Annotated in this window: 16 protein-coding genes; 15 read left to right on the top strand and 1 reads right to left on the bottom strand. The window is 65.2% G+C overall.

The features are described from left to right. From K3F48_RS24670 to K3F48_RS22840, 13 genes are all read left to right on the top strand, one after another. A partial coding sequence (locus K3F48_RS24670; RefSeq protein ID WP_255609659.1) for a hypothetical protein occupies positions 1 to 194 on the top strand: 194 nt, incomplete at its 5' end. Continuing rightward, positions 191 to 763 carry an MT-A70 family methyltransferase gene (locus tag K3F48_RS22890; RefSeq protein WP_370631482.1) on the top strand — a complete coding sequence of 191 codons (573 nt, stop codon included), beginning with the start codon at positions 191 to 193 and terminating at the stop codon, positions 761 to 763. The genes K3F48_RS24670 and K3F48_RS22890, both read left to right, overlap by 4 nt. Next, positions 760 to 1,164, top strand: coding sequence for a hypothetical protein (locus tag K3F48_RS22885; RefSeq protein ID WP_222577753.1), 405 nt, complete (start codon positions 760 to 762; stop codon positions 1,162 to 1,164). Before K3F48_RS22890 ends, K3F48_RS22885 begins: the two co-directional genes overlap by 4 nt. Before the next feature lie 102 nt (positions 1,165 to 1,266). Beyond that, entirely contained in the window at positions 1,267 to 1,830 is a 564-nt protein-coding gene (locus tag K3F48_RS22880) for a hypothetical protein (RefSeq protein ID WP_222577752.1), read from the top strand. After that, a complete protein-coding gene (locus K3F48_RS24665; protein WP_255609656.1) occupies positions 1,827 to 1,949 on the top strand; it encodes a hypothetical protein in 123 nt (40 codons plus the stop codon). Before K3F48_RS22880 ends, K3F48_RS24665 begins: the two co-directional genes overlap by 4 nt. Before the next feature lie 182 nt (positions 1,950 to 2,131). Next, positions 2,132 to 2,347 (top strand): hypothetical protein, encoded by a 216-nt coding sequence (locus K3F48_RS22875; protein ID WP_222577751.1) that lies wholly within the window; start codon positions 2,132 to 2,134, stop codon positions 2,345 to 2,347. A gap of 122 nt (positions 2,348 to 2,469) precedes the next feature. Beyond that, complete coding sequence (locus K3F48_RS22870; RefSeq protein ID WP_222577631.1) at positions 2,470 to 2,826, top strand: DUF2730 family protein; 357 nt, start codon at positions 2,470 to 2,472, stop codon at positions 2,824 to 2,826. Then, positions 2,823 to 3,122, top strand: coding sequence for a hypothetical protein (locus tag K3F48_RS22865; protein WP_222577750.1), 300 nt, complete (start codon positions 2,823 to 2,825; stop codon positions 3,120 to 3,122). Before K3F48_RS22870 ends, K3F48_RS22865 begins: the two co-directional genes overlap by 4 nt. Before the next feature lie 4 nt (positions 3,123 to 3,126). Then, positions 3,127 to 3,690, top strand: coding sequence for a DUF3486 family protein (locus K3F48_RS22860; protein ID WP_222577749.1), 564 nt, complete (start codon positions 3,127 to 3,129; stop codon positions 3,688 to 3,690). After that, positions 3,687 to 3,842, top strand: coding sequence for a hypothetical protein (locus K3F48_RS22855; protein ID WP_222577748.1), 156 nt, complete (start codon positions 3,687 to 3,689; stop codon positions 3,840 to 3,842). Before K3F48_RS22860 ends, K3F48_RS22855 begins: the two co-directional genes overlap by 4 nt. Further along, positions 3,839 to 5,467 carry a hypothetical protein gene (locus K3F48_RS22850; protein WP_222577747.1) on the top strand — a complete coding sequence of 543 codons (1,629 nt, stop codon included), beginning with the start codon at positions 3,839 to 3,841 and terminating at the stop codon, positions 5,465 to 5,467. The genes K3F48_RS22855 and K3F48_RS22850 overlap by 4 nt, the downstream gene beginning before the upstream one ends. Next, positions 5,461 to 7,116 (top strand): DUF935 domain-containing protein, encoded by a 1,656-nt coding sequence (locus K3F48_RS22845; protein WP_222577746.1) that lies wholly within the window; start codon positions 5,461 to 5,463, stop codon positions 7,114 to 7,116. The genes K3F48_RS22850 and K3F48_RS22845 overlap by 7 nt, the downstream gene beginning before the upstream one ends. Before the next feature lies 1 nt (position 7,117). Continuing rightward, positions 7,118 to 8,323 carry a phage minor head protein gene (locus K3F48_RS22840; RefSeq protein WP_222577745.1) on the top strand — a complete coding sequence of 402 codons (1,206 nt, stop codon included), beginning with the start codon at positions 7,118 to 7,120 and terminating at the stop codon, positions 8,321 to 8,323. Between the two features lie 245 nt (positions 8,324 to 8,568). Here the strand turns inward: K3F48_RS22840 and K3F48_RS25075 are convergent, their stop codons facing one another. Beyond that, positions 8,569 to 8,814 (bottom strand): hypothetical protein, encoded by a 246-nt coding sequence (locus tag K3F48_RS25075; RefSeq protein WP_370631484.1) that lies wholly within the window; start codon positions 8,812 to 8,814, stop codon positions 8,569 to 8,571. On the opposite strand from K3F48_RS25075, the gene K3F48_RS22835 reads away from it, so the two are divergent. Continuing rightward, positions 8,695 to 9,576, top strand: coding sequence for a phage protease (locus tag K3F48_RS22835; protein ID WP_370631483.1), 882 nt, complete (start codon positions 8,695 to 8,697; stop codon positions 9,574 to 9,576). The genes K3F48_RS25075 and K3F48_RS22835 overlap by 120 nt on opposite strands. 27 nt (positions 9,577 to 9,603) lie before the next feature. Further along, positions 9,604 to 9,950: capsid cement protein (locus K3F48_RS22830; RefSeq protein WP_222577743.1), on the top strand; the 347-nt coding region annotated here is incomplete at its 3' end.

Raw genomic sequence — 9,950 nt, 5'->3', positions numbered from 1 at the left:
TCGATGTCGAGGCGCTGCACGCCAGCATGGAGGCGTCGCTCGCGCGCGCGGCCGCGGTCGCCGGCGCGCTCGAGCAGACGCGCTACACGGTCAAATGCGAGGGCCTCATCTATGTCGTCGACCAGGGCGTCGTCGTCACCGTCGTCGGCGACCACCGCCGGATCGGATTCACGGCCGAGGAGCGGGAGCGGTGAGCGAGCCCTGGCCCTTCGGCGCTCTGCCGCCGAAATCCTACGATCTCATCCTCGCGGACCCGCCGTGGGAATATGAGATTTATTCGAGCGCCGGGAAGGCGAAGACGCCGCTGGCGCAATATCGCTGCATGCCGCTAACCGAAATCGCCGCGCTCGATGTCGGGCGGCTCGCGCGTCGACATGCGTGGCTGCTGCTGTGGAGCACGGCGCCGCATCTGGCGGACGCGCTCTATGTGATGCGTTCTTGGGGCTTCGGCTATCGGTCGCGGGTCAACTGGCGCAAGGTCTTTGCGAGCGGCGCGCCCGCGATAGGCCTCGGATATCTGGTGCGCTCGCAAGACGAGACGCTGCTCATCGGTGCGATCGGCAAGCCGAGCAGCGGCCAGTCTTTCGTCTCGCCCTTCGATGGCGTGCGCCGGGAGCATTCGCGCAAGCCCGAGGAGCTGTATCCGCTCATCGACGCCTTCGCGCCAGGCGCGCGGCGCTGCGAGCTGTTCGCGCGCACGCGTCGGCCGGGATGGGATTATGCGCTCTCCGACGAGCTCGACAAATTCGAGGCTGGCGCATGAGCCGCGGCGTCGGCCCTTACTCCTCGCTGCCGCTGATCCTGCGGCAGATCGCCGAGGCATCGTCGCTGGATGCGGCGATGAGCCTCGCCGCGGCGAAGGGCGGCACGCGCATTTATGTTCCGCGCCGATTGACCGATGATCACTGGCTGATCGCCTGCATGGGCCGTGACGGCGCCCGTGCGCTGGCGCAGCTCTATGGCGGGGAGGACATCGTCCTGCCCGCCGATCCGCGTCGCGGCCAGCATGCGCGCGTCAGGGCCATCCGGCGCGGAATCGCGAAAGGCGAGGCGGCCGATGAGATCGCGCAGGCCTGCAATGTGACGCGGCGGCAGATATTCTGGCACAAGGCCAGAATGCGCGACCGGCGCGATCGTCGCCAGAAAGACCTGTTCGACGAATAGGTCCGGTGAAAGCTTTCACCGCGCAAATCGGGCGCGACTTCCGGCAATTTCGGGATCATTCGCGACGCTGCGTCGCTCGGCCCATCGCCGATGGAGCGTGCCATGAATCCGATCAATCGCAAATATTTCTTCGGTCGCATCCGTCACTCGTTGTTTGGCGGCACGCTCTCAAAAGGACAGGTGGACGGGATTGGACGCGTCCTGGATTACCGGGATGAGAAGTGGGAGCACATGCTCGATGATGAGCTGGCGTATGTCTTGGCGACGATCAAGCACGAGACTGGCCACACGATGCAGCCGGTTAAGGAGAAGGACAACTTCTTGCGGACCTATTTGCGCAGGAAGCCGTATTACCCATGGTTCGGTCGCGGCCTGATCCAGATTACCTGGGAGGCCAATTACAAAAAGTTCGGAATCAAGAATCCCGACGACGCTCTGTCCTGGCCGATCGCGCTCAATGTCGCGTTCAATGGAATGGTTTTCGGCACCTTCACGGGGCGCAAGCTCATCGACTACATCAACACCCGCCGCCGCGATTACATCGGCGCGCGTCGCATCATCAATGGAACCGACAAAGCAAAGCTCGTCGCGGGCTATGCGGATGCGTTTTTGGACGCTCTGACGCAAAGCCGCGAGGCGCCGCCCGAGATCGGCGAGGCCGCGTGATGGAGGGCGCCGCGCTACTCCTCGTCGGTCTGCTCGCCGGGCTCGTCATCGGCTTCTTTCTCGGATTCGCGGTCGGCTTTTATTCGCTGGCGCGCGATCTCACCTTTCGCCGCCGATAGGCGCTCACTCGGAGATCTCAAATGTCGGAATCGATCAAGGCCGTGCTGATCATCGTCGGCGCCAGCGCCGTCGCGCTCGGGCTGGTCTCGTTTCTGGCGCCGTGGCTGGCGGCGCTGTCTTTCGCCATTCGCTGATCCGCGCCGGGCGGAACCCGGCAAGCTGTAGATTGGGAAATCGCATCATGTCTTTCGACGACACGTCCGTCTCGCCGCCTCTGAAAGGCTATCGCACTCTGCTGATCAACGGCGCTCTCGTGGTGCTGCCGGCTCTGCTGTCCTGGATCGTCGGCGTGAACTGGGCCGACTTTGTCTCGCCGCAGGCGGCCGTGGCGATCGTCAGCGCCGCCAACATCGGCCTGCGCATCATCACGAGCACGCCGATCGGCAAGCCCGCCTGACGGCGTGCGTCGCCTCTCCGACAATGCCCGCGACGCGATCGGCCTCGTCGCGGGCCTCTCCCTCGGCGCCGCGTCGGCGCTGATCCTGATGGCCGGCCACGCATTTTTATGGGGCATTGGCGATGGATTGGGGAACCGCGGCGCAATGGGCTGGCACCGCCACTGCGATGGGCCTCGGCGTCTGGGCCGCCTTCGCGCGCAAGAACGACAAGGCGCTCGACGATGTCGAGCAGGATTTGAAAGGCGTGCAAGCGGACCTGCGCCGTGTCTTCGAGCGCGTCGACGGGGTCGAGAGCCGCGTCGCCAAGGTCGAGGTGGAGCTGAAGCACATCCCGACAAAAGACGAGCTGCACGAGCTGGATTCGAAGATCATGCGCCTCGACGCCAAATTCGACGCGATGCTCGACAAGATCGAGACGCTGATCTCTCAGTATGAGCGCGCGGAGGACCGCGCCGTGCAAGCCGAGGCCCGCAAATGAGCGCGACCGACGTCATCCGCGAGCATGCGCGGCTCATCATCCTGCGAGACATCTCCGAGCAGCCCGATCGGCGATGGAATAGCGAGGCCCTCCGAGAGGACCTCGAATCGCGCTGGGCCATCACCCGGACGCGGGACTGGGTGCATGAAGAGCTTCGCTGGCTCGAGGACATCGGCGCGGTGACGCTCGTCAGGCAGTCGAGCGTGCAGATCGCCACTCTCACGCAAAAGGGGCTCGATCATGTCGAGCGCCGCATCGTCGTGACGGGCGTGAAACGTCCCTCGCCGGAGGCGTGACGCGATGGCGCGCGATGGACGCGGGCGGCTCGACTCCTTCGACCTCATGCCCGATGAGGGGCAAGAGGATATCGCCTGGGCGATGGCGGAACTCAACGCCCGCAAGCGAACGCAAACCGAAATCCTCGAGGAGCTGAACGGACGGCTGGCCGACAAAGGCTTGCCGCTGATCAGCAAGAGCGCATTCAATCGCAAGGCCGTCCGTGTCGCGATGGCGGCGAAGCGCGTCGCCGAGAGCCGCGCGATTTTCGCGGGCCTCGCGGATCAGTTCTCGCCCGAGCATGTCGACGAGGCGAATGTCGTCATCGGCGAAATGATCAAGATGCTGATCATGGAGCATTTGGACTCCGGGCCGGAGGCGATCGACACCAAGGGCGCGAAGGAGCTGGCGCAAGGCTATCTCGCCGTGATCCAAGGCCAGAAGCTCTCGGCGGCGCGGCGCGCGCAGCTCGAGGAACAGTTTAAGGAAAAAACGGACAAGGCGATCGGCGCCGTCGCGCGCGAGGCCGGGCTGTCGGCCGAGCGCGTGGCGCAGATTCGGCGCGATGTGCTGGGGGTGAGGACGTGAGGACGCTCTCCGAGATCCTGGCCGATATCGACACCCTGGAGACCGCATGGGCGGCGGCCGTGGGAGCGGATGACGCGCAGGCATGCGCCGACTGCGAGCGTCGCCACCAAGCGCTCTGCGATGAGCTGGCGCGCGTGGATGGCTGCGAATGACCGGAGAGCAGCCCGTCCTCTCCCGCGATCCCGCCGCTCTGCCGGCGGAGCTGCCGCGCGGCTCGGAGCTGCCGGAAGATCACGATCCGCTCGCCGCCGGCGTGCTGATGAAGCACCAGGTGGAATGGATCGAGGACGAGAGCGATCTGAAGGGCGCCGAAAAGGGGCGACGCACAGGGATCACCTATGCCGAGGCTCTCGACGACACTCTTCTCGCCGCCAAGAAGCGATCCGAAGGCGGACAGAACGTTTTTTATATCGGCGACACTAAGGACAAGGGTCGGGAATTTATCGGCTATGTCGCGCATTTCGCAAAGATCGTGGCGGGCGAGCTCGCGGAGGTCGAGGAGTTCTTGTTCGAGGATCAGCGCGAGGACGGCTCGTCGAAATTCATTTCGGCCTTCCGCGTGCGCTTTGCGAGTGGCTGCCGCGTGGAGGCGCTGTCATCGCGGCCGGAGAATATCCGCGGCCTGCAGGGCGCGGTCGTCATCGACGAGGCCGCCTATCATCAGAACGTGCGCGCGGTGCTGGACTCGGTCGGCGCTCTGCTGATCTGGGGCGGCAAGGTGCGGATCATCAGCACGCATAACGGCGTGCTCAATCCGTTCAACGAGCTGATCCGAGAGTCGAAGGCGCGCAAGGCGGCGGGCGAGGTCACATTCAACTGGCATTTCATTCCGTTCTCGACCGCGGTCGAGAACGGGCTCTATGAGCGCGTCTGTCTCATTGCCGGCAAGACGCCGACGCCGGAAGGCAAGGTCGCGTGGGAGGCGAAGATCCGCGCTCCCTATGGCTCACGCACGGCGGCCATGCGCCAGGAGCTGGACGCGATCCCCGCCGAGGCCGAGGGCGCGGCGCTCACCCGTGTGCAGATCGAGGCCTGCATGGAGACGGGCGCGCCGATCGTGCGCTGGTCGTTGCGCGATGAGTTCAAGAATCTCCCCGAGCATGTGCGCAAGGCCGAGGCGGAAACCTTCTGCAGAGAGAAGCTGCGGCCGATCCTCGACAGCCTCGATCCGAAGCGGCCGCATTATCTCGGCCAGGATTTCGCGCGGTCGGGCGACGGGTCCGTCGTCGTCGTCGGCGAGACGGACGCTATTTTGACCAGGCGCGTGCGGCTCATTCTCGAAATGCATAATGTGCCGTTCGATACGCAGCGCGACGTGCTGTATTTCATCGGCGATCATTTGCCTCGCTTCTCGGGCGCCGCGCTCGATGCGACTGGAAACGGCGCCTATCTCGCCGAGAAAGCCGTGCAGCGTTGGGGGGAGCGCGCGCTCGAGGTCAAATTCTCGAGCGAATGGTATCGCGTCAACATGCCTCCCTATATCGAGGCATTCACCGACCAGACGATCGTGCTGCCGCGCGACGAGGATGTGTTGAAGGACCATCAATCGCTCGCCTATGTGGGCGGCGTGATCAAGGTGCCGGACGACATGCGTTTCAAAGGGCTCGACGGCTTGGAGCGCCACGGCGACACGGCGATCGCCGGCGCGCTGATGTGGCATGCGAGCCAGCTCGGCCCGGTCGAATATGGCTATCAGCCGGCGAGCGAGGCGACGGACGGCGGCGCCGCGGACTGGCTCTGTCCCGAGGCGGCCGGCGAGGAGCGCGGACTGTGGTAGAGACCAAGCGATCGAAGCTCCTCGGCCCCGACGGAAATCCGATCGACCCTGCGCTCCTCACACAGGAGATCGCGGCGCCGGAGCAATATGGCCCGCGGGCGATCATGCTCGATGTGGAGGCAACGGGCCTCACGCCCGGCAAGCTGGCTGGGATCATGCGGCAGGCGAACCATGGGCTCGCGCGCGCCTATCTAACGCTCGCCTTCGACATGGAGGAGCGATATCTCCACTACGCCTCGCAGCTGCAGACGCGGCGGCTCGCCATCGACGGCGTGACGCTGTCCGTCTCCGCGCCAAAGGGCGTCGACGCCAAGGTGGTCGACTATGTGCAGTCGCTGACCGAGCATCCGATGTTCCGGGACATGATCCAGGACATGCAGGATGGACTCGGCAAGGGCTATTCCGTCATCGAGCCGCTGTGGGATTATTCTGCGGGAGCGCTGCGGCCGACCGCCTACAAATATCGGGACCCGCGCTATTTCCGCTACGACGACACCGGGCTGACGAAGCTCCATATGCTCGACGAGGCCGGCGCGCTCGGCCTCGAGGTGACGACTCCCTATTTCATCCGGCACGAGCCGAATATTCGCGCGGGCCTGCCGATCCGCGCAGGGCTCGCGCGCTCGGCCGCCTGGGCGTTCATGGCGCAGAGCTACGCGCTGCAGGATTGGTCCGCCTTCGCGGAGATCTACGGCATTCCGTTCCGCATCGGCAAATATCACCCGGCGGCGACCGCTGCGGACAAGGCGACCCTGCTGCGGGCCGTGCGCTCCATCGCCAATGACGCGGCGGCGATCCTCCCGGCCGGCATGGAGATCGACTTCCAGGAGGTCAACGGCAATCGCGGCGAGGCCGTCTTCGGCCATTTGATCAAATATCTCGACGACAAGGTGTCGCTCGTCGTGATCGGCCAGACGATGACGGCCGAGAACGGCAGCTCGCTCGGACAGGCCAAGGTGCACAATGAGGTGCGCCACGATATCCAGCGCAGCGACGCGCGGCAGACGGCGGCGACACTCCAACGCGATCTTATCGAGCCCGCCGTCGCGATGAACTTCGGCCCGCAGGCGGTGTATCCCGTCATCCAGCTCGAGATCGCGCAGGCAGAGGACCTCAAAGCCTTCGCGGACTTTCTCGGCGTCGCTGTGCCGCTCGGCCTCGAGGTCGGCCAAACCTACGCGCGCAAGAAGGCGTCTATCCCGGAACCGGATGACGGCGAGAAGCTGCTCGCGCCGCAGGCGGGCGAGACGCCGCGCACGATACCCGACCCGACGCCGCCGTCGCAGCAGCTCGCGGCGGCGCTCGTCGCGCACAACATGAACATGATGCGGGGCGCACGGCTCGGCGCAGGCTGCGGCTGCCCGATGTGCGGCGCCGCGCCGCGTTCATCCGCACGGCTCGCCGCCGACGATCCCAACGCCGTCACGGCGATCGACGAGACGGACGAGCTCGTCGACGAGGCGCTCTCCGATTATCAGGAGATCGTCGATCCTCTGCTCGCCGGACTGCTCGCGGCCGTCGGCGAGGCGACGACATTCGAGGAGGCGCTCGCCAATCTCGAGACGGCGAAGATCGACACGGGCCCGCTGCTCGACCGGCTCGCCAGGGCGACGGCGATCTCGCGCGGCCTCGGCGATCTGAAGGACTGAGATGAAGCCGGTCAGCCGCGGCTTCCAGACCCCGCCAGAGGTCACCCGCTATTTCAGCGACAAGGGGCGGCAGCCCGCCTTTTCCTGGCTCGATGTGTGGGGCCAGGAGCACGCCTATGCGTTCACCGTCGCCAAGGCGGTGGACACCGAGCTGCTCCGGCTGTTCAAGGAAAGCATTCAAAAGGCGATCGAGAGCGGCCAGGGCTTCGAGACATGGCGGCAGGGTCTGCTCCCCGAGCTGCAGAAGCTCGGCTGGCTCGGGCCTCGCAAGGTCGACGATCCGAGCGGCAAATGGGATTCGAAGCTCGTCGACTTCTCGCGGCCGCGGCGGCTCGAGACGATCTTCTGGAGCAATGTGCGCACGGCGCGCGCGGCGGGCCAATGGGAGCGCATCCAGCGCACCAAGAAGGGCCTGCCCTTTCTGCTCTATGTGCGCACGACGAGCGCCGAGCCGCGCATTCAGCATCTCGCCTGGGCCGGCGTCATCCTGCCAGTCGACCATGCCTTCTGGTCGACGCATTTTCCGCCGAACGGCTGGCACTGCAAATGCGCCGTGCGGCAAATCACGCGCTACGAATATGAGCAGCTGAAGGGCAAGGAGGGCTATTCGCTCGATCCACCGACGATCGAGACGAAGCCCTTCCTCAATCGCCGCACCGGCGAGATCGTGCATGTGCCGGTGGGAATCGACCCGGGGTGGGGGACAAATCCGGGGCTCTCGCGCGCAAAGACATTGGTCGAGAATGTCGCGAAGCAGCTCGAGGTCGCCGGTGAGACGGCAGCGCGCGCGCGAATAAACGACATCCTCTCGTCTCCGTCGACCGAGGTGCTCCTCGGGCTCGAAGAGAGATTCTCGATTCCTGTCGCGATATCAGGCCGGTCGTCCGAGACATTGGGCGCTCGATCGCCGATCATCTGGGCTTCGAACGACGTCATCCGCTTGAAGACGGGAAAAGATAAAGTGCCCATCACCTTCGAGGATTTCAAGCGGCTCCAAGAGTTCATCGATGACGCGGAGATGATCGACGAAGGGCAAGCCGGCAAACGGTCGTTCTTCATCGAGAATGCCGCCCGGCTGCTGAAAATTGTCGTGCAAATGTCGGAGCGGAAAATCATGCGGATCGCATCGATCCATATCTTTTCGCGCGCCAAACTTGAAAAGGTGAGAGCAAGAAGCGCGGCGGGGAGGACGAGCAACACTCCGTAGGCTTAGGCGCCACCACTACCGATTTCGGGCCGCCGCGCACTTTTAATATGCCGCGCCTGCCGAGCAATTTCAAGCCGGACCCAGAAACGGCCGAGGACGTGCGTTTTGCCCGCGCTGGGCCCATTCCCTAGGTCGCGCTCGAAAGACGCGCTCAAAGGCTTTTAATGCCGTTCAAAATCGATCCTGAAAGGAGGGGGCCGGGCCGGCTGCGCCGTGCTGCGAAGGCGTGGCGGAGGTGAAAGGTTTCACCGTGCAATCGCTTCGGCCGATGCGTGATTTTGCACATCATGAAGACCGCTCCGCAAGCCCCGGATTTCTGTTTCCACGCGCTCGCCTTCGCCCTTCCCGGCGAAGCGCCGGAGTGGATCACCATCTTTCCGTCGCTCGGCGATATCGAAACGCGCGATCGTCGAAAGTTCAGCATCGACGCGAGCGTTTTGATGGCTCGCTTCGAGAAGGATGGCGTCGTGCTCCCGATCGACGTCAATCATGCGACGGCCATCGCCGCTAGGGACGGCAAGGCCGCGCCGGCCGTCGGCTGGATCACGCAGATGCGCGTCGAGGGCGGCGCGCTGCAGGGCAAGGTCGACTGGCTCGACGAGGGCAAGGCGCTGCTCTCCGCGAAATCCTACCGCTTCGTCTCGCCGGATTTCTTCCACACCGCCGATGGCGCGGCGACCTGGATCAGGTCCGTCGCGCTCGTCACCGCGCCCGCGCTCGGCAATCAGCCGGCGCTCGCCTCTGCTCACTCACAGGATCGACAGGAGCCGTCCATGAAAGACATCGCCGCCGCGCTCGGCCTTTCCGCCGACGCGAGCGAGGCCTCGTGCCTCGCCGCGCTCAGAGACGGATATGTGCCGAAGAAGGTGCATGACGAGACCGTCTCGCAGCTCTCCATCGCGACCACCAGGCTCGCGACGATCGAGACGGAAGCGCGCAAGGCGAAGGTCGACGCGCTGATCGAGAGCGCGCTGAGGGACAAGAAAATTCTGCCGGCCGAGAAGGATCATTACGTTTCGCTCTGCGCGAGCGACGCGGGCTTCGAGTCCGTGTCCAAGCTGCTCGCCGCCAAAGTCGTGACGCTGCCCGCATCCGGCCTCGACAGGAAGGCTCCGCCGGAAGGCGGCGCCGACGAGAGGCCGACGCCGGCGCAGCTCTCCGCCAAGGCGACCAAGATGGTGAAGGACGGCGAGGCGCCGGACTTCCTCACCGCAGTGGGCATCCTGCAAGACAAGCATTTCGCGGACGCCTGACGCGGCGCGATCGACGAGGAGGCGTCCATGGGCGCGGCAAATGCAACGCATATGAGCTTCACGGCTTCGGCCGCGATCACCGCCAAGCGGTTGGTGAAGTTCACGGGCAACGCCGGCGAGGTGGCGCCGGCGACGGCGGCGACAGACAAGATCGCCGGCGCGGCCGATCTCGGCGCGACGGCGGCCGGGCAGATGGTCGATGTCGCGATCTCCGGCCAGAGCGAGGCGATCGCCGGCGGCAATATCGCGGCGGGCGACAAGCTCACCAGCGACGCCAATGGGAAGGCCGTCGCCGCGACGCTCTCCGCCGCCGCGACAAAGCATGTCTTCGGCGTCGCGCTCGCGCCCGGCGTCGACGGCGACATCATCCCCTA

This window comes from Methylosinus sp. Sm6, from assembly GCF_019802345.1.
In the GTDB taxonomy this organism is placed as follows: domain Bacteria; phylum Pseudomonadota; class Alphaproteobacteria; order Rhizobiales; family Beijerinckiaceae; genus Methylosinus.
This window is presented reverse-complemented; position numbering and strand designations above follow the sequence as displayed.

Bases quoted from the DNA above. Each gene is read 5' to 3' on its own strand.
- K3F48_RS22885 (WP_222577753.1), top strand. From the start codon at position 760: ATGAGCCGCGGCGTCGGCCCTTACTCCTCGCTGCCGCTGATCCTGCGG.
- K3F48_RS25075 (WP_370631484.1), bottom strand. From the start codon at position 8,814: ATGATTGACGTCGATCGGGAGCACGACGCCATCCTTCTCGAAGCGAGC.
- K3F48_RS22880 (WP_222577752.1), top strand. From the start codon at position 1,267: ATGAATCCGATCAATCGCAAATATTTCTTCGGTCGCATCCGTCACTCG.
- K3F48_RS22860 (WP_222577749.1), top strand. From the start codon at position 3,127: ATGGCGCGCGATGGACGCGGGCGGCTCGACTCCTTCGACCTCATGCCC.
- K3F48_RS22865 (WP_222577750.1), top strand. From the start codon at position 2,823: ATGAGCGCGACCGACGTCATCCGCGAGCATGCGCGGCTCATCATCCTG.
- K3F48_RS22875 (WP_222577751.1), top strand. From the start codon at position 2,132: ATGTCTTTCGACGACACGTCCGTCTCGCCGCCTCTGAAAGGCTATCGC.
- K3F48_RS22840 (WP_222577745.1), top strand. From the start codon at position 7,118: ATGAAGCCGGTCAGCCGCGGCTTCCAGACCCCGCCAGAGGTCACCCGC.
- K3F48_RS22850 (WP_222577747.1), top strand. From the start codon at position 3,839: ATGACCGGAGAGCAGCCCGTCCTCTCCCGCGATCCCGCCGCTCTGCCG.
- K3F48_RS22870 (WP_222577631.1), top strand. From the start codon at position 2,470: ATGGATTGGGGAACCGCGGCGCAATGGGCTGGCACCGCCACTGCGATG.